This window comes from Oceaniglobus trochenteri, from assembly GCF_020529025.1.
Classification (GTDB): Bacteria; Pseudomonadota; Alphaproteobacteria; order Rhodobacterales; family Rhodobacteraceae; genus Oceaniglobus; species Oceaniglobus trochenteri.
On record NZ_JACNMM010000012.1, the window covers coordinates 95,065 to 118,666 of the forward strand.

The following is a 23,602-nucleotide window of genomic DNA, read 5'->3' on the forward strand; positions in this document are numbered from 1 at the left end:
GTTACCTGCCCTCTACCATCTAACGCAAACGGCAAAAGCTGGCGATTTGATTTTGTAGGTCAGATATTTTGACCTATACTGGACCCATGCAGGATTGATGGCTGGGAGGGCCGGACATGCGGCAGGATGTTTCACTTCACGACAGGTACGATCTGGACAAGGGGCAGGTTCTTTTGAACGGCACCCAGGCGCTGGTGCGGCTGATGCTGATGCAGAAGGCCCGCGACCGCGCGGCGGGGCTGAACACGGCCGGCTATGTCACGGGATACCGCGGATCGCCCCTTGGCGCGGTAGATATCGTCATGGGACAGGCCGAAGGGGTGCTGGGCGAGGCTGAGGTGAAATTCCAGCCCGGCCTGAACGAAGATCTGGCCGCCACCGCCCTTTGGGGAACGCAGCAGGCGGAATTGCGCGGCGAGGGCCGCTTCGATGGTGTCTTCGGCCTGTGGTATGGCAAGGGCCCGGGGGTGGACCGGTCGGGCGACGTGATGCGCCATGCCAATATGGCGGGCACCTCGCGCCATGGCGGCGTGTTGATGGCCATGGGCGACGATCACACCGGCGAAAGCAGCACCGTCTGCCATCAAAGCGACTGGGCCATGGTCGACGCCTACATGCCCGTGCTGTCGCCCGCCGGGGTGCAGGAAATTCTCGACTTCGGGCTCTATGGCTATGCCCTGTCACGGTTTTCCGGTCTTTGGGCCGGGCTGAAACTGATGAAGGACACGGTGGAGGTGACTAGCGTCGTCGATGGCCGGCCTGACCGGATGTCCTTCGTGATGCCCGAATTCGACATGCCGGAAGGCGGGTTAAACATCCGGCTGGGCGATCACTGGATCCCTCAGGAAGCGCGGATCATCGACCACAAGCGGTTTGCGGCCGAGGCCTTTGCCAAGGCCAACGGCATCGACAAGCGGATGCATGGCAAGCCGGGGGCGAAGATCGGTTTCGTTGCGGCGGGCAAGAACTGGCTGGACCTGACCCATGCGCTGTCGCTGCTGGGCCTGGATGCCGGGGAATGCGAAAGGCTGGGCGTGACCACCTACAAGGTGGGCCAGGCCTTTCCGCTGGACATGGATTCCTTTCACGACTGGGCCGACGGGCTGGACCTGATCGTGGTGGTCGAGGAAAAGCGCAAGCTGCTTGAGGTGCAGATCAAGGAGGCGATCTTTGACGATCGTCAGGGGCGGCGCGTCTGGGGCTGGCGGATGGGAACCACCCACGGCCCCGAACTTTTCCCGACCCGATTTGCCCTTGATCCGGTGATGATTGCCGAGAAACTGGGCAAGATCCTGATCGACGAGGGTCGGCGCACCGATGCGCTGGAAGGCGCCTTGGGTCGCCTGTCAGAGGCGCGGAAGGCCGATAACGCGCCCGAGATCGCGGCGCGACTGCCCTACTTCTGCTCGGGCTGTCCCCACAACTCCAGCACCAAGGTGCCCGAGGGCGCGCGCGCCTATGCCGGCATCGGCTGCCATTTCATGGTGCAGTGGATGGACCGCGAAACCACCGGCTTTACCCACATGGGCGGCGAGGGCGTGAACTGGATCGGCGAGGCGCCGTTTTCGACGCGCGAGCATGTGTTCCAGAACCTGGGTGACGGCACCTACAACCATTCGGGCGTGCAGGCGATCCGCTTTGCCCTGATGGCGGGAACGCGCATCACCTACAAGATCCTCTACAACGATGCTGTGGCGATGACCGGCGGGCAACACAACGATGGCGATCTGACCGCGGAACAGATCGCGCGCGAGGTGCTGGCCATGGGCGTGCGCCATGTCTCGGTCGTCCACGACCCGAAGGAAGAGGTGGACCTGTCGCGCTTTCCCAAGGGTATCGAAATCGCCGAGCGTGACGAACTGCCCCGGGTGCAGAAGACATTGGCCGAAAAGGAAGGCGTCAGCGTCCTGATCTATATCCAGACCTGCGCCGCCGAAAAACGCCGCCGCCGCAAGCGCGGCAATTTCCCCGACCCGGACAAGCGGGTGTTCATCAATTCCGATGTCTGCGAGGGCTGCGGCGATTGCGGGGTGCAAAGCAACTGCGTTTCGCTGGTGCCGGTTGAAACCGAACTGGGCCGGAAGCGGGCGGTGGACCAATCGTCATGCAACAAGGATTATTCTTGTTTGTCAGGCTTCTGTCCGTCGTTCCTGACAGTGTCCGGCGGCAAGGTCCGCTCCGAAGCGACGGCCGAAGTCGATACCGGAACGCTGCCGATGCCCGATCTGCCCGAGATCAGCGGCACCCATAACGTGGTGATCACCGGGGTCGGTGGCACCGGTGTCGTCACCATCGGCGCGATCATGGCCATGGCGGCGCATCTGGACGGCAAGGGTGTGGGCATGATGGAGATGGCCGGCCTGGCGCAAAAGGGCGGCGCGGTGCACATCCATTGCCGGCTTTCCAACTCCCCCAAGGATATCAGCGCCATACGTGTCGCAACCGGAGAATGTGATGCCCTGATCGGTGGCGATCTGGTGGTGTCGGCAGGGGCCAAGACCATCGGGTTGATGAAGCCCGGCGTAACCGGCGGCGTGGTGAACAGCCACGAGATCATCACCGGCGATTTCACCCGCGATACCGAATTTCGCATTCCCGGCGACAGGCTGGCGCTGGCCTTGCAGTCAAGGTTGAAGGACCGGTTGCAACTCTTTGATGCTACAGATCTTTCCAAGGCCCTGTTCGGCGATTCCATCTACTCGAACATGATGGTTTTTGGTGCGGCCTGGCAGATGGGTTTCGTTCCGCTGAGCTTTGAGGCCATCGACGCCGCAATCGGGTTGAACCGCGCCGCAGTGGAGCGCAACCGCCGCGCCTTCGAGCTGGGCCGTTGGGCTGCCCTGAACCCGCAGAAGGTTGAGGAGATCCTGACGGCCAAGGTGGTGGCGATGCCCAAGTCGACGGAAGAGAAGATCGCCTTTCGCGCGCAACACCTGGAGACTTACCAGGGGCGCGGCCTTGCCAAGCGTTATCGCAAGCTGGTGGACGGGATCACCGATGAAAAGGTGCGCAATGCCGCTTTAAGAGGGTATCACAAGCTTTTGAGTTACAAGGATGAATATGAGGTGGCCCGGCTGCTGATCGAAAGCCGCGCCAAGGCCGAGGCGGAGTTCGAAGGCGATCTGAAGCTGACGTTCCACCTTGCGCCGCCGATCCTGTCGCGCGAGGGCGCGGACGGGCGCCCCGAAAAGCGCGCCTTTGGCCCCTGGATCGAACGGGCCTTTCCCCTTTTGGCCCGTATGCGGATGCTGCGCGGCACGTGGTTTGATCCCTTCGGGCGGACCGCCGAACGGCGGATGGAGCGCGCCCTGATCCGCCAATACGAAGCCGACATGGCCGAGGTGCTTCCGCTGCTCAGCGATGCAACCCGTGACGCGGTGGTGGCGCTGGCTGAACTTCCGATGCAGATCAAGGGCTTTGGGCCGGTAAAGCAGGCAAACGAGCGCAAGGCCGCCAAGCGCCGCGAGGAAATCCTGGCCGTGATCCGTGCGGGGGGCGACGCGATGGCCAAGGCCGCAGAATAGGGCGCGGCGGCCACCCGGCCTTGGCGGTTCGCCACCAACGGGCCAAGGGGCGCATCGCGGTGATTTACTTCTGTCGTTTGCAGACCTATTGCAGTGAAATAACTCGCCGGTGGGACCGGGGGGCGGCAAGTACAATGGACAGGATCTGCAATGGCAATCGGGGTGTTCGATTCTGGGTTGGGCGGGCTGACGGTGCTGGACGCGGTGGCGCGGCGGTTGCCCGAAGTGCCCTTCGTCTATCTTGGCGACAACGCCCATGCGCCCTATGGCGTGCGCGATGCGCAGGACGTTTATGAACTGACCACTGCGGCAACCCAGCGCCTGTTCGACGCGGGCTGTGACCTGGTGATCCTGGCCTGCAACACGGCAAGCGCCGCGGCATTGCGCCGGATGCAGGAAAGCTGGATACCGCCTCAGAAGCGGGTTCTGGGTGTTTTCGTTCCCCTGATCGAGGCGCTGACCGAACGCCAGTGGGGCGACAATTCGCCCCCCCGCGAAGTGGCCGTGAAGAACGTCGCTCTCTTTGCCACCCCCGCAACCGTGCGCAGCCGTGCCTTTCAGCGCGAACTGGCCTTCCGGGCCATCGGCGTGGATGTCGAGGCCCAGGCCTGCGGTGGCGTGGTGGACGCGATCGAAGAAGGCGACATGATCCTGGCCGAGGCCCTCGTGCGCAGCCATGTCGATGCCCTGCGCCGCAAGATGCCCGATCCGCAGGCGGCCATTCTGGGCTGCACCCATTATCCGCTGATGCAGGATGTCTTCCAGCAGGCGCTGGGGGCGGATGTTCAGGTATTCTCGCAGGCCAATCTTGTGGCGGAAAGCCTGGCCGACTACCTCCAACGCCACCCGGGCATGGTGGGTTCGGGGACGGAATCGGCCTTCCTTACCACTGGCGATCCGGCGCGGGTGTCGGGGCGGGCGACACAGTTCCTGCGGCGTCAGATCACATTCCAATCGGCCTGAATCTGCCCTATGTGAAGTGCGGTTGAAGCCGATGGGCCTGAGACTGATGCCGACCTGCCCGAGGAACCCGGGCCAAACCGACAGGAGCGTGCCATGCGCGGGCTGAAGAAGAAACGGCGAATCCAGGTGATCGCGGTGGCTGCGGTGGCGCTGGCCTGTTCGACCGCGCTGATCGGTTATGCCATGCGCGACGGGATCAACTTCTTCCGCTCGCCTGCCCAGGTGATGGCCGAACCGCCCGCACCGGGCGAGGTTTTCCGCATTGGCGGACTGGTGGCCGAGGGTACGCTGAAGCGCGGTCAGGGCGAGGTGATATCCTTCTCGGTGACCGATGGCGCCGCGACGGTTCCTGTCACCTACACCGGGGTGCTGCCCGATCTGTTTGGCGAGGGCGAAGGCATGGTGGGCACCGGACGTTACATCAACGGCATCTTCGAAGCCTCGGAAATCCTTGCGAAACACGATGAAACCTACATGCCGAAAGAAGTGATCGATGCGCTGAAGGAACAGGGCGTCTACCAGGAACCGAGCGGTTAGGTTTCGCAAGTTTAACCATTTCTCCGCACCCTCCGGGTCAGTGTTGCGCTGTGGAGAGGACGAAAAATGGTTTCGGTTCAGGCGATTGCAGAAGAGATCGTCGCCCGCGAGGGCGGCTATGTGAACGACCCCGACGATCCGGGCGGTGCCACCAACCACGGCGTCACCCTGGCGACCCTGCAGCGGCTGGGGATCGACCTGACAGGCGATGGCCGGACCACCGCCGAGGATGTCCGCAAACTGACCGCCGCGCAGGCCCGCGACATCTTTGTGCGCCATTATTTCGAGCGTCCGCAGATCGACCAACTGCCCGCGATCCTCCAGGCCAGCGTTTTCGACATGCATGTGAACGCCGGCGCCAATGCGATCAGGATTCTGCAGCAACTGCTGTGCGATATGGGCCAGCGGGTTGCCATCGATGGCCAGATCGGCCCCGAAACCATCGCCGCCGCCCGCCTGGCCGAGGCGGCGGCGCCCGCCCATTTCGCCGATGCCTACGGCATTGCACGGCGCAACTATTATTACGCCCTGGCCGACAGGCGCCCGGCATCGCGCAAGTATGCCCGCCGACGTGACGGAGGAAAGGGGGGGTGGATCACCCGGGCCGAACAGTTCATTTCGCCCCGCTATCACCTTAGCGCCGGGGAACATGCGGCGAGGGTTGCGGCATGGGGATGATCGGCCGAATTCTTGATGCACTGCTGGGCAACGGCAACGTGATTGCCCGCACCGCCGAGGTGTTTCGCGAGAATGCCGAGGCGGCAGGCCAACGCCAGGGCACGCTGAGCGCGGCGGCCCTGGCGCAGTTCGCGGCGGAATCGGCGCGCCCGGCCTGTGGCCGGTTCGACCGGTTCATCGACGGGTTGAACCGCCTGCCGCGCCCGATGCTGGCCCTTGGCACGCTGGGCCTGTTCGTGGCGGCCATGGTCGATCCGGTCTGGTTCTCCAGCCGCATGGTGGGCCTTGCGCTGATCCCCGAGCCGCTGTGGTGGCTTCTGGGGGCCATCGTTTCGTTCTATTTCGGGGCGCGCCATCAGGCGAAGGGGCAGGATTTCCAGCGCAGCATCGCCGCCAGCCTGGCCCGCGCCCCGCAGGTGGCCGACACCCTGGCGACCCTGCAATCCGTGGACACCCCCCGCAAGGAGCCCGAAGTTGAGCGCCAGACCCCGCAACGCCGCGACCTCGCCCCAGGGGCCCAAACCGCCACGCCCGCCGCACCGGCCGCGCGTCCCCTTTCGGACAACGCCGCCCTTGATGACTGGCGGGCCGGGCGTGGATGACCTCTGGCGCCAGACGGTCGAGGCGCGGCTTTTTGCCAGCGAAACCCGCGATGCGGTGGACGAGGTGCACCGCCTGAACGTCGAGAAGCGCCTTACGGCGATCGAGGATTCCCTGCGCTGGTTGGTGCGGCTGATCGTCGGCGGCATGGTGATGGGCGCGCTGGCCTTTGCGCTGAAGGGCGGGTTCGCGCCGCTCTGACTGCGTCAAACCGCCATCCCCGGCGCGGTCACTTTCGCGTCGGGGGCCATTGGCGCGGCGCACGGCGCGCGGTATCGTCGCGCCATGATTGCAGAACTCGGACATTTCACCCTCATCCTGGCGCTCATGGTGGCCATCGTGCAAACCGTGGTGCCGCTGATCGGCGCGCAGAAGGGTTGGACCGGCTGGATGGCCGCGGCCGAGCCTGCGGCCAAGGTGCAGGCTCTGCTGATCGCGTTCTCGTTCGGGGCGCTGACCTATGCCTTTGTCACCTCGGATTTCTCGCTGCGCCTCGTGGTGCTGAACTCTCACACGCTGAAACCGATGCTTTACAAGGTGTCGGGGGTCTGGGGAAACCACGAGGGGTCGCTGCTGCTCTGGTGCCTGATCCTTGCGGTGTTCGGTGCCTGTGCAGCCTGGTTCGGTGGCAATCTTCCCGCCACGCTGCGCGCCCGGGTTCTTGCGGTGCAGGGGGCCATCGGCGTTGCCTTCCTGGCCTTCCTGCTGCTGACGTCAAATCCGTTCCTGCGGCTTGAGGTGCCGCCCTTTGACGGGCAGGACCTGAACCCGCTGTTGCAGGACCCGGGCCTGGCCTTTCACCCGCCGTTTCTCTACCTCGGCTATGTCGGCCTTTCCATGACCTTCAGCTTCGCCATCGCGGCGCTGATCGAAGGGCGGGTCGATGCCGCCTGGGGCCGCTGGGTGCGGCCCTGGACGCTGGCGGCCTGGGTCTTCCTGACCGTCGGTATCGCGCTGGGGTCGTGGTGGGCCTATTACGAACTGGGCTGGGGCGGCTTCTGGTTCTGGGACCCGGTGGAAAACGCCAGCTTCATGCCCTGGCTGATCTCGGCGGCACTTTTGCATTCGGCCATCGTGGTGGAAAAGCGCGAGGCGCTGAAAAGCTGGACGGTGCTTCTGGCGATTCTGGCCTTCGGGTTCTCGCTGATCGGGACGTTCATCGTGCGTTCGGGGGTTCTGACCTCGGTTCATGCCTTTGCCAACGATCCCGAACGCGGGGTCTATATCCTGCTGATCCTGGCCCTGTTCATGGGGGGCGCGCTGACGCTGTTCGCCGCTCGCGCCACCGCGCTTGAGGCGAAGGGCGTGTTTTCCACTGTCAGCCGCGAAACCGCGCTGGTCGCCAACAACGTGCTTTTGACCGTTGCCTGTTTCGTGGTCTTCGTCGGCACGCTCTGGCCGCTGATCGCCGAACTGTTCTTCGACCGCAAACTTTCGGTCGGCGCGCCCTTCTTCAATGCCGCGTTCAGCCCCTTCATGGTGGCCCTTGCCGCGATCCTGCCCCTGGGCGCGCTGATGCCCTGGAAAAGGGCGCGCATGGGGCGCGTGATGCGGCCGCTCTGGGGCGCCCTGGCGCTGAGCCTTGCGCTGGGAGCGCTGGTCTGGACGATGCAGACCGGCGGTCGTTTCCTGGCGCCTGTGGGGCTTGTCCTGGCGCTGTGGATCGTGCTGGGCGTGCTGGCCGAACTCTGGACGCGGGCAGGGCGCGGCGACGCCGCGTCGCGTGCGCGCCGCCTGTTGCACCTGCCGCGCGCCGACTGGGGCAAGTCGGTGGCCCATGGCGGCTTTGCGATAACGATCTTCGGCATCTGCGCGATGACCGCCTGGCAGACCGAGGATATTCGCGTCGTTCAGGTTGGCGAGACATTCCAGGTTGCGGGCTATGACGTGACCCTGAGCGATGTGCAGGAAGGCCGCGGCCCCAACTATTTCACCACCATGGGCGTGATCGACCTGGAAAGGGCCGGCCGCAGCATTCGCCTGACGCCCGAGAAACGCGTCTATCCGGTGGCGCGCATGCCCACGACCGAGGCGGCGATTCACAACGGCGTCTGGCGCGATCTCTACGTGGTGATCGGCGATCCGCAGGATGGCGGCGGCTGGACGGTGCGCACCTTCGTCAAACCCTTCGCCAACTGGATCTGGGCGGGCTGCATCATCATGGCGCTGGGGGGCTGCCTTTCGCTCAGCGACCGGCGCCACCGGGTGGCTGCGGGCGCGCGCAAGACCCGTAGCGCGGTGCCGGCAGAATGAGATGGCTGGCCCTGATCCTGTGCCTGTGGATGACACCGGCGCTGGCGGTGGAACCCGACGAGGTTCTGGCCGACCCGGTGCTGGAGCAGCGGGCGCGCGACATCTCGAAGGGGCTGCGCTGTCTTGTCTGCCGCAACGAACATATCGACGCCAGCGATGCCGACCTTGCCCGCGATCTGCGCCTTTTGGTGCGCGAACGCCTGGTGGCGGGCGATTCCGATGGTGAGGTGGTGGCCTATATCGTCGACCGTTACGGTGAATATGTCCTGCTGAATCCGCCGGCGCAGGGCTCGACCCTGATCCTCTGGCTGGCTGGTCCGGCCATGTTGCTGCTGGCGGGGGGGGGTGCCGCCGTCTATCTGCGCAAGCGACGCCCCGAAGCCGCCCAGGCCGGGCTGAGCGAGGCGGAAAAGGCCGAGTTGGAGCGGATTATCAACTCGTAACCCTGCGTTCCTCTTTTCTGAACCGGACCGTTCAGCCATGCTGTGTGGTAACGCCCGGATCAAAGGAACCCGCCATGCAATACCAGACCATCCGCCTTTCCATTCGCGACAACATCGCCGTGCTGACCCTGCGCCGCCCCGAGGTGATGAACGCCCTCAACACCCAGATGCGGGCCGAGATCCTGCACGCGGTCAAGGCCGCCGAAAAGGACGCGCGGGTGCTGGTGATGACGGGGCAGGGGAAGGCCTTCTGTTCGGGCCAGGACCTGGGCGATGGGGCGAATGCGGCAAACATGGACCTGGAACGCACCCTGCGCGACGAATACGTGCCGATGCTGAAGGCGATCTTCGACTGCACCATTCCCACCATCGCCGCCGTCAACGGACCGGCGGCGGGTGCGGGCGCGAACCTGGCCCTGGCCTGTGACGTGGTCATCGCCACGGAAAGTGCCGTGTTCCTTCAGGCCTTTACCCGGATCGGGCTTATCCCCGATGCCGGCGGCACCTACTGGTTGCCCCGCCAGATGGGGGCGGCCAAGGCCATGGGTGCTGCGCTGTTTGCCGAACCGATCACCGCGCGCCAGGCCTCGGACTGGGGCATGATCTGGGAGGCGGTGCCCGACGCCGATTTCACCGCCCACTGGCAGGCGCGGGCCGGAAAGCTGGCCCAGGGGCCGACCCTTGCCTATGGCCACGTCAAGAAGGCGATCCGCGAAACCTATGACAACACGCTGGACGAACAGCTTGCGGTCGAGGCCAAGTTGCAGGGCGATTGCGGTCAATCCTTCGACTTCAAGGAAGGCGTTCTGGCCTTTCTTGAAAAGCGCCCGGCCCGTTACGAAGGACGCTGAACGCAAGACGCCCCGCGCAAGGCGGGGCGTCTGAAATCGTTGGTATATGGCGGGGTGTCCTGCACCCCGCGCCGCGCTCAGCGGTTTTCGACATCCACGTAGTCGCGATAGGTGCTGCCCTGGTAAAGCTGCCGGGGGCGCCCGATCTTGAGCTGCGGATCGCTGATCTGTTCCTTCCACTGGGAAATCCAGCCGACCGTGCGCGCCAGTGCGAAGATCGGCGTGAACATCGAGGTAGGAAAGCCCATGGCGTCAAGGATGATGCCCGAATAGAAATCCACGTTGGGATAGAGCTTCTTTTCCTTGAAATAGGGGTCTTCCAGAGCGAGCCGCTCAAGCTCTTTCGCGACCTGCAGGGTCGGATTGTTCTCGATCCCCAGAAGCTCAAGCACCTCATCGGCGGATTGCTTCATCACCTTGGCGCGCGGATCGAAGTTCTTGTAGACGCGGTGGCCAAAGCCCATCAGGCGGAACGGATCGTTCTTGTCCTTGGCGCGTTCGATGAATTCGGGAATGCGGTCGGGCGTGCCGATTTCCCGCAGCATTTCCAGGCAGGCCTGGTTGGCGCCACCGTGGGCCGGGCCCCAGAGACAGGCGATACCGGCGGCGATGCAGGCAAAGGGATTGGCCCCCGAGGAGGACGCCAGGCGCACGGTCGAGGTGCTGGCGTTCTGTTCGTGATCGGCATGCAGGGTGAAGATCCGGTCCATCGCGCGGCTCAGGATCGGGTTTACCTGGTATTCCTCGGCCGGCACGCTGAAACACATGCGCAGGAAGTTCGACGCATAGTCAAGATCGTTGCGCGGATAGACGAAGGGCTGACCGATGCTGTATTTATAGGCCATCGCGGCAATCGTCGGCATCTTGGCGATCAGGCGGATCGAGGCGACCTCGCGCTGCCAGGGATCGGCGATATCGGTGCTGTCGTGATAGAAGGCAGACATCGCGCCGACCACGCCCACCATGGTGGCCATCGGATGCGCATCGCGGCGGAAGCCACGGAAGAAATTGTGCATCTGTTCATGGATCATCGTGTGGTTGGTCACGCGATCCTCGAAATCCTCGATCTGATCGGCGGTGGGCAGTTCACCGTAGAGCAGCAGGTAGCACACTTCGAGGAAGTGCGATTTCTCGGCCAGCTGGTCGATGGGATAGCCGCGGTGCAGCAGCACGCCTTCGTCACCGTCGATATAGGTGATTTCGCTGTCGCAGGCCGCGGTCGAGGTGAAACCGGGGTCGTAGGTAAAGACATTGGCCTGGGCATAGAGCTTGCGAATGTCGATCACATCGGGCCCGGCAGAGGGCGAGAGGATTGGCAATTCATAGGTCTGCCCATCAATGGTCAGGCTGGCGGATTTCTTTGCGTCGGCCATTGCGGTTCCTTCCTGATCGGATGACCGCGCGCTGCGGCGTGGTCTGTTGTTTCCTGGGGCCGTTCCCGGGGCGGGATCAGCCAAATCGCTCAGACATCGCCAAGACGGGCGAGCGTTTCGTCGCGCCCGAGCGTCAGCATCATGTCAAACACACTGGGGGTCGCGGTGCGACCGGCAAGCGCGGCCCGAAGCGGCCCCGCAAGCTTGCCCAGCCCGACACCGTTCGCCTCGGCGACAGTGGCTGCCACAGCCTCCAAACTGTCTCGGGACCAGCTAGCATTTTGCAGGTGCGGCGTCAATTGCGCCAGCATACCACGGGATACCGGATCAAGCGCCTTGGCGGCTTTCTCGTCCGGCACAATCGGGCGTGACGTCAGGCAGAAGTGTGCCTTTTCAATAAGTTCCGGATAAGACTTCGCGCGTTCCTTCAGGTGGGGCATGGCCGCGCCAAGGGCGGTCAACTGGCTGTCGCTCAAGGGGGAAAGCCCTGCTGCCGCGAGGTAATCGACTATTCCTGTGACCAGTGCAGCATCTTCCATCACCGCGATGTGCTGCCCGCTCAGATGGGCCAGCTTCTTGAAATCAAGCCGCGCCGGCGCCTTGCCGATTCCGTCCAGCCCGAACCACTCTTTCGCCTCGGCATCAGAGAAGAATTCGTCATCCCCATGCGACCAGCCCAGCCGCGCCAGATAGTTGCGCATGGCGGTGTCGGGGTATCCCAGGGCCTGATATTCATGCACCCCGAGGGCGCCGTGACGTTTGCTCAGCTTCTTGCCGTCCTCTCCGTGAATCAGCGGGATATGTGCCCAGACGGGCACATCCCACCCCATGGCGCGATAGACCAGCATCTGGCGCGCGGCATTGTTCAGGTGATCGTCGCCCCGGATCACATGGGTCACGCCCATGTCGTGATCGTCGACGACAACCGCCAGCATGTAGGTCGGCGTACCATCCGAGCGTAAACAAATCATGTCGTCCAGCTGATCATTGCGGATGGTCACATCGCCCTGGACCTGATCGGCGATCACGGTGGTGCCTTCTAGCGGCGCCTTGACCCGGATGGCGAAGGGCGCATCGGGGTGGTCGGCCTCGGAAACGTCGCGCCAGGGCGAACGGAACAGGGTCGATCGCCCCTCGGCGCGGGCCTCTTCGCGGAAGGTGGCAATTTCTTCCTGCGTCGAGAAGCACTTGTAGGCCGTGCCACTCTCCAGCATCTGGCGCGCCACCTCGGCGTGACGGGGCGCATTGGCCGATTGGCTGACGGCCTCGCCGTCCCAGTCCAGACCCATCCAGCGCAGGCCCGTCAGGATCGCCTCGGTCGCTTCGGGGGTCGACCGCGCGATGTCGGTATCTTCGATGCGCAACAGGAATTTCCCGCCACGCCCGCGGGCGAAAAGCCAGTTGAACAGGGCGGTACGGGCGCCACCGATGTGCAGGAACCCCGTGGGCGACGGGGCAAAGCGGGTGACGACAGGGGCCTCGGTCGCGGGCTTGGACATGCGCGTTAACTTTCTGGAAACCAAACGGGAGATAGCATCGCAGCGGGTTTAGACAATCGCGGAAAGGGAAACAAGGGTGGCACCCTTCGGGCCACTGGGGCCGGCCTGGGACGGAATGATCGACAGGCAGCGTGGCGCGCTGTTTCCCTGGGTTCCGGTGTGCATGGCCATCGGCATCGGTATCTATTTCGTCCTGCCGCGCGACCCTGCGCCGCTTGCCTGGGGTGCCTTGGTGGCTGGCGCACTGGGCTTTGGGTATCTTGCCCTGCGCCATGGCATGATGGCCCGGCCCGGTGCGTTGGCGCTGCTGCTGGTGCTTTGCGGTCTGCTCCTTGCGGGCGCGCGGGCGCAGATGGTGGCGCAACCGGTGCTTGGTTTCCGCTATTACGGGCCGGTCGAGGGGCGCATCCTGCATATCGACCGGTCGGCCAGCGAAAGGCTGCGCCTGACGCTTGGCCAGGTGGTTCTGGCCGACATGCGCCCCGAAAGGATGCCCTGGCGTGTCCGCGTGTCGCTTCAGGCTGACATTCCCGGCACCCTGCCGGAGGTGGGCAAGCATGTGGCACTGACGGCGCACCTGGCCCCCCCCGGCGGACCGGTCGAACCCGGGGGCTTCGACTTTCAGAGAATGGCGTGGTTTCAGGGGCTTGGCGCCGTTGGTTACAGCAGAACGCCGCTGATCGCGCTGGCCCCGGCACCCACGGCGTTCAGCGTCGCGCGCTGGCGCGCGGCCATCTCGGACGAGGTGCGCCGCACCCTCCCGGGCGAGGCGGGGGCCTTTGCCGCCGCCGTCACCACCGGTGACCGTTCGGCCATGTCGCAAGAGGCGCTGAGCGCGCTGCGCCAGTCCAACCTTGCCCATCTTCTTGCTATCTCGGGGCTGCACATGGGGCTTCTGACCACGTTCGTCTTCGCCGTCCTGCGGATCACCATGGTCCTGGTGCCGGGAGTGGCCCTTGGCTGGCCGGTCAAGAAGATCGCGGCGGTGGGGGCGCTTCTGGCGGGCGCCGTCTATCTGGCGCTTTCGGGGGGGAATGTCGCCACGCAGCGGGCCTTCGTCATGGTCGCGGTGATGCTGGTGGCGGTCCTGTTGGAGCGGCGGGCGCTGACCCTTCGCGCGGTAGCCGTGGCCGCGATCATCGTGTTGTTGCTGCGCCCCGAAAGCCTGACCGAACCGGGTTTTCAGATGTCATTCGCGGCCACCATTGCCCTTGTCGCGGTGTTCCGCGCTCTGCGCGACCTGGACATCGACCGCCTGCCAAGGTGGACGCGCCCGGTGGTGGCGACGGTGGTTTCCTCGGCCGTGGCGGGGGCGGCGACCGCGCCGGTCGCTGCGGTGCATTTCAACATGGTAGCGCATTACGGGCTTTTGGCGAACCTGGTTTCGGTCCCGCTCATGGGGTTGGTGGTGATGCCGGGCGCCGTGCTGGCGGCTTGCCTTGCGCCCTTCGGCCGGCATGGTCTGGGCCTTGCAATGATGGAGCCTGCCATCCGCTGGATCATGGCCGTGGCCCACTGGACCGCATCGCAGAACGGAGCCGTGGGTCGGGTCATCGAGCCGGGCCAGTTCGTCTTGCCGCTGTTTGCGTTGGGAATGCTTTGGGTCGCCCTGTGGCGGGGGGGATGGCGTTGGGCCGGTGTGTTGCCAGTCGCGGCAGCCTTCGGGCTCTGGGCCCTTGCCGAACGTCCGGCGCTTCTGGTTTCGGACAGTGGCGGCCTGATCGGGGTGATGACCGAGGGGGGCCGCGTTCTGAACAAGCCGCGCGGCGAGGGCTTCGTGGCGCTCAGCTGGTTGGAGAACGACGGCGATCTTCCCGATCAGGGTACTGCGGCCGCACGCCCGGGCCTGGAGCGGGAAGGCGAGATTGTCACCTTCGATCTGGCCGGTCAGCCGGTGGCGCATCTGTCGGGGCGTGGTGCCCGTGACAGGGTTGGCCAGGCCTGCGCCCTAGCGCCGCTGGTCATCCTGGCGGCCGATGCCGACGGCTCGCCGCCGCCCGGCTGCACCCTTTATGACCGCAAGGCGTTGCGCGAAACCGGGGCGCTTGGCCTTTATCCTTCGCCCGATGGCCTGCGCATTCTTGGCGCGCGGGCAGCAGCGGGTGATCGGCTGTGGAACCGTCCGTAGGATTGGTCAGTAGGTGCGGATCAACCCGACAAGGCGCCCCTGCACCTTGACCTGATCATCGCGGAACACCCGGGTTTCATAGGCGGGGTTCGCCGCCTCAAGCGCGATGGAACTGCCATTGCGGCGGAACCGTTTGAGCGTCGCTTCCTGACCCTCGACAAGGGCGACGACGATGTCGCCGTTGTCGGCGGTCTGGCCTTCGCGGATCACCACGACATCGCCATCGTTGATCCCGGCGTCGATCATCGAATCGCCTTTGACCTCAAGGGCATAGTGGTTCGCCTTGGCCGTCAGCATCGAACCGGGCACCGCCACGCGGTGGGATTCGTGCTGCAATGCCTCGATCGGGACACCGGCGGCGATCTGGCCCATGACAGGCAGATCCACGGCAGCGGCCGACACTGCCATCGCCTTGGCCGGGGGATCGGTGCGGTCGCCTTCGATGACGCGCGGGCTGAACCCCGGCGCTTCCATGGCCTCGGGCAGCTTCACGATCTCAAGCGCGCGGGCACGATGGGCCAGGCGGCGGATGAATCCCCGTTCCTCAAGCGCGGTGATCAGGCGGTGGATGCCGGACTTGGAGCGCAGATCCAGCGCCTCTTTCATCTCGTCGAACGAAGGGGGGACGCCGTCACGCTGCACCCGCTTGTTGATGAAATCCAGCAATTCCAACTGCTTGCGTGTCAGCATCCTGCCCATCCCTGCCTGTTGCATTCCCGCCGCGACATGCGGCGTTCACCTCGTGTTCTACAAGCGTTCCCGCTTTGTGTCAACGGTCAGAGGGGCAGGTAGGTGACGCTTTCGCCCACCGAGCGTGCCGGATCGTCGACCGGGCGCAGGATCAGGGCGTCGGCGTTGGCCAGCGCCCCGGTCAGGGCGCTGTCCTGCCGCTCGGCCGCGTGAAGCTGGCCATCCCTGAGGGTGGCGCGCATGTAGTGTTCGCGCGTCCCATTGGCGGTGAGGGGTGTCGCCAGCGGCGCGTGCAGTCGCGGCGCCGGAGCCTTGCCAAGGCCCAGAAGCGCGCGCAGCGCCGGGCGCAGGAAGACATGGCCGCAGACCATTGAAGATACAGGGTTTCCCGGCAGCCCGATCATCGGCACGCCGTCCAGCCGACCCGCCATCAGCGGCTTTCCGGGGCGCATGGCGATCTTGTAGAAGGCGCGCTTCATCCCCAGATCGCCCGCCACCTTGCCCACCAGATCATGATCGCCCACCGAGGCACCGCCAATGGTGACGATCAGATCCGCCCCCGCGGCCATGGCAAAGGCGGTGCGCAGCGCGCTTTCGGTGTCGCGGGCAATGGGCAGGATGCGGGCAATGCCCCCCTCGCGCTCCACCATCGCGGCCAGTCCGAAGGTGTTCGAGGCGACAATCTGGTCGTCGCGCGGCGTTTCGCCGGGCATCACCAGCTCATCGCCGGTGGCGATCAGCGCGACGATAGGCTTGCGGGTGGCGCGGGGCGTGGCGCAGTTCATCGCCGCCATCAGGACAAGATCGGAGGGGCCAAGCCCGCGGCGCGGGAACCATTCATCGCCGCGCGCGAAATCGGTGCCGGCGGCGCGGATATAGGCAGCGGAATCAAGGGTGTCGCGCAGGGTGATCATGTCGCCGTCGCGGCTCACATCCTCCTGGATCACGACGCGATTGGCCCCCTCGGGCACTGCCGCGCCGGTGAAGATGCGCATCGCCTCGCCGGGGCCGATCGCGAGATCACAGGCGCGCCCGGCGGCGGATTCCCCGATCACGCGGAAACGCGCACCGGGGCGCACCTCGTCATCGCGCAGCGCGTAGCCGTCCATGGCCGAGGCGGCAAAGGGCGGCTGATCGCGCAGGGCGCGCACCGGGTCGGCCAGGACCCGTCCAGCAGCTTGCCGCAAAGGCACCGTTTCCGAAGGCAGGGGGGTGAGCAGGTCGAAGATCTGTGCCAGGGCCTGATCGACGGTGATCATGGCGCCTGGAAGCGGCCGGATTTGCCGCCATCCTTCAGGGTCACGCGGATTTCGCCGATCACCATGGTCTTCTCGACCGCCTTCAGCATGTCGTAGACCGTGAGGCAGGCGGTGGAAACGGCGGTCAGGGCCTCCATCTCGACGCCGGTCTGGCCGGTGGTCTTGACGCTGGCGGTGACGCGCACGCCGGGCAGATCCGGGTCAGGCTCAAGCTCCAGGCTGACCGAGGTGACGGGCAGCGGATGGCAGAGCGGAATGAGATCGGCCGTCTTCTTGGCGCCCATGATCCCGGCCAGGCGGGCCACGCCCAGCACATCGCCCTTCTTCGCCCGCCCTTCGGTGATCAGGGCAAGAGTGTCGGGCTGCATCCGCACATGCCCCGTGGCCGTGGCTATACGGGCCGTGGTCGCCTTTTGCGAAACGTCCACCATATGGGCATTGCCCGCGCCGTCGAAATGGGTAAGCGGCATCACGGATGCCCGCTGAGCGGATTGGCCAGGATCGCACGCGTGGCCGCGGTCACATCGTCCTGACGCATGAGCGATTCACCGATCAGGAAGCAGCGCGCGCCGTAGCGGGCCAGATCGGCCAGATCGTCAGAGGTGGAAAGGCCGGATTCGGCCACCAGCGTGCGCCCGGGTTCCACCAGTTTCGACAGCCGGCGGGTGGTGTCCAGCGTCACGTCGAAGGTCTTGAGGTTGCGGTTGTTGATGCCCATGAGCGGCGATTTCAACGCCCCCGCGCGCTCAAGCTCGTCTTCGTCGTGCACTTCGATCAGAACGTCCATGCCCCAGTCGGTGGCGGCGGATTCAAGCTCCTGCGCCTGGGAATCGCTGACGCTGGCCATGATGATCAGGATGCAGTCGGCCCCCAGCGCCCGGGCCTCGGCCACCTGATAGGTGTCGTACATGAAATCCTTGCGCAGGGCGGGCAGGGCGGTGGCATTGCGCGCGGCGGTCAGGAAGGCGTCTTCGCCCTGGAACGAGGGCGCATCGGTCAGAACCGACAGGCAGGTGGCGCCCCCGGCCTCGTAGGCGCGGGCCAGGGCGGGCGGATCGAAATCGGCGCGGATCAAGCCCTTGGAGGGGCTGGCCTTCTTCACCTCGGCGATGAGGCCATAGCCTTCGCGGGCGGCATCGGTCAGCGCCCGGGCAAATCCACGGGGCGCATCGGCGGCGCGGGCGGCGGATTCGACCTCGGGGAGGGGGCGGGCGGCCTTGCGGGTGGCGATCTCTTCAAGCTTGTAGGCCTTGATACGGTCGAGCACTGTCATCGGGCGTTCTTTCCTTGCGGCGTTGCATGGGGGGCCTTGCCCCCCGGCCTTCGGCCTCCCCCCAGGATACTTTCAGACCAAAGATGGGTCAGTCGGTCAGGGTGACGAGGGCGTGGCGTTTCTTTCCGGCGCTGAGCTTGACCGGGCTGGCGAGGGCCGCGGCATCGAGCATCAGCCCCGCGTCGGTGAGGGGGGCATCGTCGATGCGCGCGCCGTTCTCGGCGATCAGGCGCTTGGCCTCCTTGCCGGTCTTGGCAAGACCTGCGCGCACGATCAACTGGACGACCGAGATGCCGCCTTCGATCTCCTGGGCGGTGAGGGCGAGGGTGGGCAGGTCATCGCCCACGCCGCCCCTTTCGAAAACCTCGCGCGCTGTCGCCTCGGCGGTGGCGGCGGCATCGGCGCCGTGGCACAGGGTGGTGACGGCATTGGCCAGGATGATCTTGGCCTCGTTGATCTCGGAGCCTTCCAGCGCGCCGAGCCGTTCGCATTCCTCGACCGGCAGTTCGGTGAAGAGCTTGGCAAAGCGGCCCACGTCGGCGTCGGTGGTGTTGCGCCAGAACTGCCAGAATTCGTAGGGCGACAGCATGTCGGCGTTCAGCCAGATCGCCCCGCCCTGGGATTTGCCCATCTTGCGCCCGTCGCTGGTGGTGAGCAGCGGCGAGGTGAGCCCGAAGATCTGGTGGTCGAGCACCCGGCGCGTCAGGTCGATCCCGTTGACGATGTTGCCCCACTGGTCCGACCCGCCCATCTGCAGCGTGCAGCCGTAGCGGCGGTTCAGTTCCAGGAAGTCATAGGCCTGGAGGATCATGTAGTTGAATTCGAGGAAGGACAGCGATTGTTCGCGGTCGAGCCGGGATTTCACCGATTCAAAGGCGAGCATCCGGTTGACCGAAAAATGCCGCCCGATATCGCGCAGGAAATCGAGGTAGTTCAGCCCATCGAGCCATTCGGCGTTGTTCAGCATCAGCGCGTCCGTCGGCCCGTCGCCGTAGGTCAGGTATTTCGCGAAGACCTGTTTCATGCCGTCGATGTTGGTATCGATCTGTTCGGGCGTCAGCAGGGGGCGTTCGTCGGCGCGGAAGCTGGGATCGCCCACCTTGGTCGTGCCACCGCCCATGAGGGTGATGGGCTTGTGCCCCGTCTTCTGCAGCCAGCGCAGCATCATGATGTTCAGCAGATGCCCCACATGCAGCGATTTCGCCGTCGCGTCGTAGCCGATATAGGCGGGCAGGCCGGGCTTCAGCATGGCTTCGTCCAGCGCCTGATAATCTGTGCAGTCGGCCAGGAAACCGCGCGACATCATCACGTGCAGGAAATCGGATTTCGGGTGGTAGGTCATCGGGGTATCGTCCATCTTGGCGCTTGCGGGCCAATCCATATCGGGTCCGGCGGCGAAGGGAAAGCCAAGATGGCGCAACGCGGTTCAGGCGGCCCGATCCGGGCGCTGGGGGCGGTTCTGGACGGCGCGGACCTTCGGGTGGCGCTGGTGGAAAGTGACGGTGCGCGGCTGTCGGGCCTTGGGCCGCTGGCGCAGGCGGCCCTGGCCCCCGACGATCCCGAGGGCGCACTGGCCGGGGTGCTGGCGGGTTTTGATGGTGTCGACATCATCGGGCTTCATGCCGAGCAAGGGCCGCTGCCCTTTGATACGCGGCTGGTGGCCACGGCGCTGTCTGTTCCGGTGGTGAGCGATTTTGCCGGTGCCGACCTGCGGCTGGGGGGCGCCGGCGGGCCACTGACGCCCTTCTTTCACCATGCCTGGGCCGGATGGCGCGCTGCCGGCGGGCCGGTGATGTTTGTTGACCTGGGTGAGGTGCTGCGCGTCAGTTGGGCCGATCCCGCAATGGCCCGGCCCGAACAGGCGGGGGCCTGCCTGGCCTTTGACGCCGGACCCGGCTGCGCGTCCGTCGTGGCGGGCGGTGCGTCGGATGAGCCTGACGAGGCGGTTCTGGCCCGGCTGCTGGGGCAGGCGCATTTCGCCCGCCTGCCGCCCCGATGGATCGAGCCGCGCGAATTTGCCTGGCTGCCCGCCGCCCTCGCCGCCATGCCGCCAGCCCGGGCGCAGGCCACGCAACTGGCCTGCATCGCCCTGGCGTTCGAGGATGCGCTGACCCACCTGCCGCGCCCGCCCGAAAGGGTGGTGCTGACCGGACCGGGGCGGCGCGTCCCCCTGATCCGGGCGACGATCGCCGGTCTGGTGGCCTGTCCGGTGGCCGAGATCGAGGCAGTGGGCCTTGACGACAACATGGTGCAGGCCCAGGCCATCGCCCAACTTGCGGTGCGCGTCAGCCGTGGCCTGGCGACCACCTGCCCGACGACGACGGGCGTTGCCGCAGCGGTGGGCGGGGGCGAGATTGCCTGGCCCGAAACCTAGAGCGATGGCGTCACACCCATGGCGCGGGCGATCACCGCAAAGTCATCCTGCGTCACGCCAATCAGGCTGCGGCGCAGGGCCATGCCCCAGGCCTTTCCGCGACCCTGCGTGAGGGCGAGCCTTTCCAGAAGCGGGCGGATTGGGGCGGGTTCCGCCAGTTCGGCAAAGCGGGCGCCGTGGCGAAAGGGGTGAAATCCGCCGCCCTGGTCCACCTTGACCGGCAGGTCCGAGGTGATACGGGCAAGGGCGGTGAAGGCCTGCACCGAAGGCCCGGCGCCCATGCGTTCTCGGGTCGCATAAAAGGCGATCAGGTCGCCCTGCGACAGGGCCGCCACCTCGGAGTGGCGACCGTGGCCCAATTGCACGAAGCCGCCTGAGACTGCAGCGGTGATATGATCCTGGGTGGCGACGCCGATCCAGTGTCGCGCCATCGCGGGCTCAGGCGCCGCGGTAGGGTTCGACGTATTGCAGGGCCATGTCCCAGGGAAAGAAGATCCAGGTGTCCTGCGACACTTCGGTGATGAAGGTGTCGACCATGGGCCGGCCCTTGGGCTTGGCATAGACGGTGGCGAAATGCGCCTTGGGGTAGAGAGCGCGCACCAGTTCCAGGGTGCGGCCGGAATCGACCAGGTCATCGACGATGAGGATGCCGCTGCCGTCGCCCATCAGGTCGTGGTCGGGGGATTTCAGCACCCGCGCCTCGGACTGGCTTTGGTGATCGTAGGATTTGACGCTGATCGTATCGACCGTGCGGATGTCGAGTTCGCGGGCCACTATCATTGCCGGGGCCATGCCGCCGCGGGTGATGGCGACGACCGCGCGCCAGCCGCCGCCATGGCCGCCGTCGGCCTCGGGGCCGTGGCCGTCCAGCCGCCAGGCCAGGGCGCGACTGTCGCGGTGAATCTGATCCCAGCTGATGTGGAAGCCTTTTTCGTGGGGAAGACGGTCGGTCATAAGAGACTCTCGTTCTGATCGCGTTCGGCTGCCTTGTAGCGGCGAAGGGGCGGGATGGGAAGTCTGCCGGTTGTCAGGCTGTGTCGCCAAATGAAAGTTCTGCCCAGATCGGCAGGTGATCCGAGGCGCGCGCACATTGCTGGCGAGGCAGGACGCCATGCCCGTGCAGAGTGATTCCCCGCCCCAGCACGAAGCGATCAAGCGGCAGCATGGGGGCGTCGGCATGAAAGGACTTGCCCGGTGCCAGCAGGGTCCAGCCTGGGGGCAGATCGAAGACCTCGGGGCCGGGGCGCCATTCGTTCAGGTCGCCCCCCAGCACCACGGGCCCGCCCAGGGGGGCGGCGGCGGCGATGACATGGGCCATCTGGCGCAGCCGGTCGCGCCGTTTCAGCCCCAGGTGCAGCGCGCCGAGGGTCAGTGCCATGCCGCGCCCCTCGATCCGGGTCAGCACCGCGCCGCGCGGCTCCAGCCCCGGCAGGTCAAGCGGTTCGATACGGGTGGTGGCGAAATCGGGGTGCAGCAGTACCGCGTTGCCGTGATGGCCGATGGACACGGTGCGCGGATCGGCATCGACTGTGTTCCAGCCCGCCGCGCGCACCGCATCCAGCGGCAGCGCGGGGTGGCGCGGCGGCAGGCGGCGGTCGGCCTCTTGCAGAAGTACGATGTCGGGGGCCATGGCGCGCAGGACGTGCAGCACCCGGGTGGGGTTGCGCCGCCAGTCCAGGCCCACCGCCTTGCGGATGTTCCAACTTGCAATCCTGAGCGTCATCCGCCCTCCGGGGCTAAAGCAACGGGCCGAACAGCCGCGCGACCGGCGACAGAAGGCGAACGTGCCAGGCCCCGGGGGGTTCCAGCTTTTGCGCGTTCGCGAAATCGTCGATCAGCATCGCCTCGACCTCCTGGGCGAAGCCGCGATCCTCGATCAGGGCGGTTTCCTCGAAGTTCAGGAGGGACGAGCGCATGTCGATATTGATCGTGCCGACCGAGGCGATGTCATCGTCGATCAGGATGATCTTCTGATGCATGAAACCGGGCATGTATTCGTGAATCTGAATTCCGATGCCGGTTTGCGACAGGGCATAGTTGCGGGTGGCATACCAGGCCAGGATGTTGTCGGAATCGCGCGGGATCAGGATCTTGACCTCGACGCCGCGCAGGGCCGCCAGTTGCAGTGCGGTGATGAGATCGGCGTGAGGGATGAGATAGGGTGTCGCGATCCAGAGCCGCCGCTTCGCCAGCCCCACCAGCCCGCAGAGAAGCAGGCTGCCCCGTTCCATCTTGTCGGTGGGGCCGTGGCCGGTGACAAGGCCGCGCACCGACCCGACATGACCGGGCACCGGAAGCTCGGGCAGCTTGGTTTCGGTCACGGCCTCCCAATCGGCCGCGAAAAGATGGTGCAACTGCGCGGCCATGGGGCCTTCCATCCGCAGGTGGGTGTCACGCCAGCTTTTGAACGCCTTGCCCCCGTCGATGTAGTCTTGCCCGGCATTGATGCCGCCGGTGAAACCGATGCGGCCATCGACGATCACCGCCTTGCGGTGGTTGCGGAAGTTCAGCCCGATCCGCCCCAGCGCACGATGCGGGCCGGGGATGCCGCGCAATTCGATCCCGGCGGCGCGCAATTCGCGGCTGTAGCGCCAGCCCAGGAACAGCGAACCGACAAGGTCGCAAAGGACCCGCACCTTCACCCCGCGTTTGGCGGCGGCGATCAGGTGGTCGCGCAATTCGTGGCCCAGGGCATCGTCGGCGATCATGTAATATTGCACGGCGACATCCTGCTCGGCGCCGTCGATCGCTTCGAATATCGCATCGAAGGTGGCGCGCCCGTTGATCAGCAGGCGCAGTTCGTTTCCGTCGTGCAGGGTGGTGCGGGTGATCGGCGCCAGCAACCCAAGCCGTGATTCCAGCTTGCCATCGGACATCCGCGAGCGGTGCCTGTCGTCGATGCGGGCGTTGATCCGCGACACGCTGCCGAACAGCGCATAGGCGGGCAGGGCGATCAGCGGGAACGACACGAGGAACACAACCCAGGCCGCGGCGCCCTGGGGCGTGCGCGCGGTGCTGAGCGCGGCCCGCGCCACGAGAAGCCCGGCAAGAATGAGAAGGCCCTGCGCCCAGAGGGGCATCCAGGTCATGGGCGGGAAGCGTGGGTTGGCATCATCGGCGGAACGCTCGCGAATTGCTGGGGTGGGCGGGGCAGGGC

The 23,602-nt window shown here is 65.7% G+C and carries 22 protein-coding genes; 11 read left to right on the top strand and 11 right to left on the bottom strand.

Features of this window, described 5'->3' with window-relative positions; all coding sequences use genetic code 11:
- The first annotated feature begins 116 nt into the window (after nucleotides 1-116).
- From H7828_RS18730 to H7828_RS18770, 9 genes are all read left to right on the top strand, one after another.
- A complete protein-coding gene (locus H7828_RS18730) occupies nucleotides 117-3,524 on the top strand; it encodes an indolepyruvate ferredoxin oxidoreductase family protein (RefSeq protein WP_226782592.1) in 3,408 nt (1,135 codons plus the stop codon).
- Between the two features lie 150 nt (nucleotides 3,525-3,674).
- Nucleotides 3,675-4,487, top strand: coding sequence for a glutamate racemase (gene murI, locus H7828_RS18735; protein ID WP_226782593.1), 813 nt, complete (start codon nucleotides 3,675-3,677; stop codon nucleotides 4,485-4,487).
- A 93-nt stretch (nucleotides 4,488-4,580) separates the two neighbouring features.
- Nucleotides 4,581-5,024 (top strand): cytochrome c maturation protein CcmE, encoded by a 444-nt coding sequence (ccmE, locus tag H7828_RS18740; protein WP_226782594.1) that lies wholly within the window; start codon nucleotides 4,581-4,583, stop codon nucleotides 5,022-5,024.
- A 66-nt stretch (nucleotides 5,025-5,090) separates the two neighbouring features.
- Nucleotides 5,091-5,702 (top strand): holin-associated N-acetylmuramidase, encoded by a 612-nt coding sequence (locus H7828_RS18745; RefSeq protein ID WP_226782595.1) that lies wholly within the window; start codon nucleotides 5,091-5,093, stop codon nucleotides 5,700-5,702.
- Nucleotides 5,693-6,304, top strand: a complete 612-nt coding sequence (locus H7828_RS18750; protein WP_226782596.1) for a holin family protein — start codon at nucleotides 5,693-5,695, stop codon at nucleotides 6,302-6,304. The genes H7828_RS18745 and H7828_RS18750 overlap by 10 nt, the downstream gene beginning before the upstream one ends.
- On the top strand, nucleotides 6,297-6,503 hold the full coding sequence (locus H7828_RS18755; RefSeq protein ID WP_226782597.1) for a hemolysin XhlA family protein: 207 nt from the start codon (nucleotides 6,297-6,299) through the stop codon (nucleotides 6,501-6,503). Before H7828_RS18750 ends, H7828_RS18755 begins: the two co-directional genes overlap by 8 nt.
- A gap of 84 nt (nucleotides 6,504-6,587) precedes the next feature.
- Nucleotides 6,588-8,555, top strand: a complete 1,968-nt coding sequence (locus tag H7828_RS18760) for a heme lyase CcmF/NrfE family subunit (RefSeq protein ID WP_226782598.1) — start codon at nucleotides 6,588-6,590, stop codon at nucleotides 8,553-8,555.
- Complete coding sequence (locus tag H7828_RS18765) at nucleotides 8,552-8,998, top strand: cytochrome c-type biogenesis protein (protein WP_226782599.1); 447 nt, start codon at nucleotides 8,552-8,554, stop codon at nucleotides 8,996-8,998. Before H7828_RS18760 ends, H7828_RS18765 begins: the two co-directional genes overlap by 4 nt.
- 74 nt (nucleotides 8,999-9,072) lie before the next feature.
- On the top strand, nucleotides 9,073-9,849 hold the full coding sequence (locus H7828_RS18770) for an enoyl-CoA hydratase-related protein (RefSeq protein WP_226782600.1): 777 nt from the start codon (nucleotides 9,073-9,075) through the stop codon (nucleotides 9,847-9,849).
- Nucleotides 9,850-9,926: 77 nt separating this feature from the next.
- On the opposite strand, the gene H7828_RS18775 is transcribed toward H7828_RS18770, so the two are convergent.
- Nucleotides 9,927-11,222, bottom strand: coding sequence for a citrate synthase (locus H7828_RS18775; RefSeq protein ID WP_226782601.1), 1,296 nt, complete (start codon nucleotides 11,220-11,222; stop codon nucleotides 9,927-9,929).
- An 89-nt stretch (nucleotides 11,223-11,311) separates the two neighbouring features.
- Nucleotides 11,312-12,721: a glutamate--tRNA ligase gene (gene gltX / locus H7828_RS18780; RefSeq protein ID WP_226782602.1), complete on the bottom strand. Its 1,410-nt coding sequence runs from the start codon at nucleotides 12,719-12,721 to the stop codon at nucleotides 11,312-11,314.
- A gap of 76 nt (nucleotides 12,722-12,797) precedes the next feature.
- On the opposite strand from gltX, the gene H7828_RS18785 reads away from it, so the two are divergent.
- Nucleotides 12,798-14,849 carry a ComEC/Rec2 family competence protein gene (locus H7828_RS18785; RefSeq protein WP_342592307.1) on the top strand — a complete coding sequence of 684 codons (2,052 nt, stop codon included), beginning with the start codon at nucleotides 12,798-12,800 and terminating at the stop codon, nucleotides 14,847-14,849.
- A 6-nt stretch (nucleotides 14,850-14,855) separates the two neighbouring features.
- Here the strand turns inward: H7828_RS18785 and lexA are convergent, their stop codons facing one another.
- The 5 genes from lexA to tyrS all read right to left on the bottom strand — a co-directional run bounded on the left by lexA (nucleotide 14,856) and on the right by tyrS (nucleotide 19,413).
- On the bottom strand, nucleotides 14,856-15,539 hold the full coding sequence (gene lexA, locus H7828_RS18790) for a transcriptional repressor LexA (RefSeq protein WP_226782603.1): 684 nt from the start codon (nucleotides 15,537-15,539) through the stop codon (nucleotides 14,856-14,858).
- Between the two features lie 86 nt (nucleotides 15,540-15,625).
- Nucleotides 15,626-16,798, bottom strand: a complete 1,173-nt coding sequence (locus H7828_RS18795; protein WP_226782604.1) for a molybdopterin molybdotransferase MoeA — start codon at nucleotides 16,796-16,798, stop codon at nucleotides 15,626-15,628.
- Nucleotides 16,795-17,268 (bottom strand): cyclic pyranopterin monophosphate synthase MoaC, encoded by a 474-nt coding sequence (moaC, locus tag H7828_RS18800; protein ID WP_226782605.1) that lies wholly within the window; start codon nucleotides 17,266-17,268, stop codon nucleotides 16,795-16,797. Before moaC ends, H7828_RS18795 begins: the two co-directional genes overlap by 4 nt.
- Nucleotides 17,268-18,071: an indole-3-glycerol phosphate synthase TrpC gene (gene trpC, locus H7828_RS18805; protein WP_226782606.1), complete on the bottom strand. Its 804-nt coding sequence runs from the start codon at nucleotides 18,069-18,071 to the stop codon at nucleotides 17,268-17,270. The genes moaC and trpC overlap by 1 nt, the downstream gene beginning before the upstream one ends.
- A gap of 88 nt (nucleotides 18,072-18,159) precedes the next feature.
- Nucleotides 18,160-19,413 carry a tyrosine--tRNA ligase gene (tyrS, locus tag H7828_RS18810; RefSeq protein WP_226782636.1) on the bottom strand — a complete coding sequence of 418 codons (1,254 nt, stop codon included), beginning with the start codon at nucleotides 19,411-19,413 and terminating at the stop codon, nucleotides 18,160-18,162.
- Nucleotides 19,414-19,482: 69 nt separating this feature from the next.
- On the opposite strand from tyrS, the gene H7828_RS18815 reads away from it, so the two are divergent.
- Nucleotides 19,483-20,445, top strand: a complete 963-nt coding sequence (locus H7828_RS18815) for an anhydro-N-acetylmuramic acid kinase (protein ID WP_226782607.1) — start codon at nucleotides 19,483-19,485, stop codon at nucleotides 20,443-20,445.
- Here H7828_RS18815 and H7828_RS18820 read toward each other — a convergent pair.
- The 4 genes from H7828_RS18820 to cls all read right to left on the bottom strand — a co-directional run bounded on the left by H7828_RS18820 (nucleotide 20,442) and on the right by cls (nucleotide 23,534).
- A complete protein-coding gene (locus H7828_RS18820; RefSeq protein WP_226782608.1) occupies nucleotides 20,442-20,876 on the bottom strand; it encodes an EVE domain-containing protein in 435 nt (144 codons plus the stop codon). The genes H7828_RS18815 and H7828_RS18820 overlap by 4 nt on opposite strands.
- A gap of 7 nt (nucleotides 20,877-20,883) precedes the next feature.
- Nucleotides 20,884-21,399 carry a xanthine phosphoribosyltransferase gene (gpt, locus tag H7828_RS18825; RefSeq protein ID WP_226782609.1) on the bottom strand — a complete coding sequence of 172 codons (516 nt, stop codon included), beginning with the start codon at nucleotides 21,397-21,399 and terminating at the stop codon, nucleotides 20,884-20,886.
- 73 nt (nucleotides 21,400-21,472) lie between these two features.
- Nucleotides 21,473-22,168, bottom strand: a complete 696-nt coding sequence (locus H7828_RS18830; protein WP_226782610.1) for an endonuclease/exonuclease/phosphatase family protein — start codon at nucleotides 22,166-22,168, stop codon at nucleotides 21,473-21,475.
- A gap of 13 nt (nucleotides 22,169-22,181) precedes the next feature.
- Nucleotides 22,182-23,534 (bottom strand): cardiolipin synthase, encoded by a 1,353-nt coding sequence (gene cls, locus H7828_RS18835; RefSeq protein WP_226782611.1) that lies wholly within the window; start codon nucleotides 23,532-23,534, stop codon nucleotides 22,182-22,184.
- Nucleotides 23,535-23,602 lie beyond the last annotated feature (68 nt).

What these genes read in the sequence shown, in the direction of transcription:
- H7828_RS18730 (WP_226782592.1), top strand. Translation starts at nt 117, where the DNA reads ATGCGGCAGGATGTTTCACTTCACGACAGGTACGATCTGGACAAGGGG.
- murI (WP_226782593.1), top strand. Translation starts at nt 3,675, where the DNA reads ATGGCAATCGGGGTGTTCGATTCTGGGTTGGGCGGGCTGACGGTGCTG.
- ccmE (WP_226782594.1), top strand. Translation starts at nt 4,581, where the DNA reads ATGCGCGGGCTGAAGAAGAAACGGCGAATCCAGGTGATCGCGGTGGCT.
- H7828_RS18745 (WP_226782595.1), top strand. Translation starts at nt 5,091, where the DNA reads ATGGTTTCGGTTCAGGCGATTGCAGAAGAGATCGTCGCCCGCGAGGGC.
- H7828_RS18750 (WP_226782596.1), top strand. Translation starts at nt 5,693, where the DNA reads ATGGGGATGATCGGCCGAATTCTTGATGCACTGCTGGGCAACGGCAAC.
- H7828_RS18760 (WP_226782598.1), top strand. Translation starts at nt 6,588, where the DNA reads ATGATTGCAGAACTCGGACATTTCACCCTCATCCTGGCGCTCATGGTG.
- H7828_RS18765 (WP_226782599.1), top strand. Translation starts at nt 8,552, where the DNA reads ATGAGATGGCTGGCCCTGATCCTGTGCCTGTGGATGACACCGGCGCTG.
- H7828_RS18770 (WP_226782600.1), top strand. Translation starts at nt 9,073, where the DNA reads ATGCAATACCAGACCATCCGCCTTTCCATTCGCGACAACATCGCCGTG.
- H7828_RS18775 (WP_226782601.1), bottom strand. Translation starts at nt 11,222, where the DNA reads ATGGCCGACGCAAAGAAATCCGCCAGCCTGACCATTGATGGGCAGACC.
- gltX (WP_226782602.1), bottom strand. Translation starts at nt 12,721, where the DNA reads ATGTCCAAGCCCGCGACCGAGGCCCCTGTCGTCACCCGCTTTGCCCCG.
- lexA (WP_226782603.1), bottom strand. Translation starts at nt 15,539, where the DNA reads ATGCTGACACGCAAGCAGTTGGAATTGCTGGATTTCATCAACAAGCGG.
- H7828_RS18795 (WP_226782604.1), bottom strand. Translation starts at nt 16,798, where the DNA reads ATGATCACCGTCGATCAGGCCCTGGCACAGATCTTCGACCTGCTCACC.
- moaC (WP_226782605.1), bottom strand. Translation starts at nt 17,268, where the DNA reads ATGCCGCTTACCCATTTCGACGGCGCGGGCAATGCCCATATGGTGGAC.
- trpC (WP_226782606.1), bottom strand. Translation starts at nt 18,071, where the DNA reads ATGACAGTGCTCGACCGTATCAAGGCCTACAAGCTTGAAGAGATCGCC.
- tyrS (WP_226782636.1), bottom strand. Translation starts at nt 19,413, where the DNA reads ATGACCTACCACCCGAAATCCGATTTCCTGCACGTGATGATGTCGCGC.
- H7828_RS18815 (WP_226782607.1), top strand. Translation starts at nt 19,483, where the DNA reads ATGGCGCAACGCGGTTCAGGCGGCCCGATCCGGGCGCTGGGGGCGGTT.
- H7828_RS18820 (WP_226782608.1), bottom strand. Translation starts at nt 20,876, where the DNA reads ATGGCGCGACACTGGATCGGCGTCGCCACCCAGGATCATATCACCGCT.
- gpt (WP_226782609.1), bottom strand. Translation starts at nt 21,399, where the DNA reads ATGACCGACCGTCTTCCCCACGAAAAAGGCTTCCACATCAGCTGGGAT.
- H7828_RS18830 (WP_226782610.1), bottom strand. Translation starts at nt 22,168, where the DNA reads ATGACGCTCAGGATTGCAAGTTGGAACATCCGCAAGGCGGTGGGCCTG.
- cls (WP_226782611.1), bottom strand. Translation starts at nt 23,534, where the DNA reads ATGACCTGGATGCCCCTCTGGGCGCAGGGCCTTCTCATTCTTGCCGGG.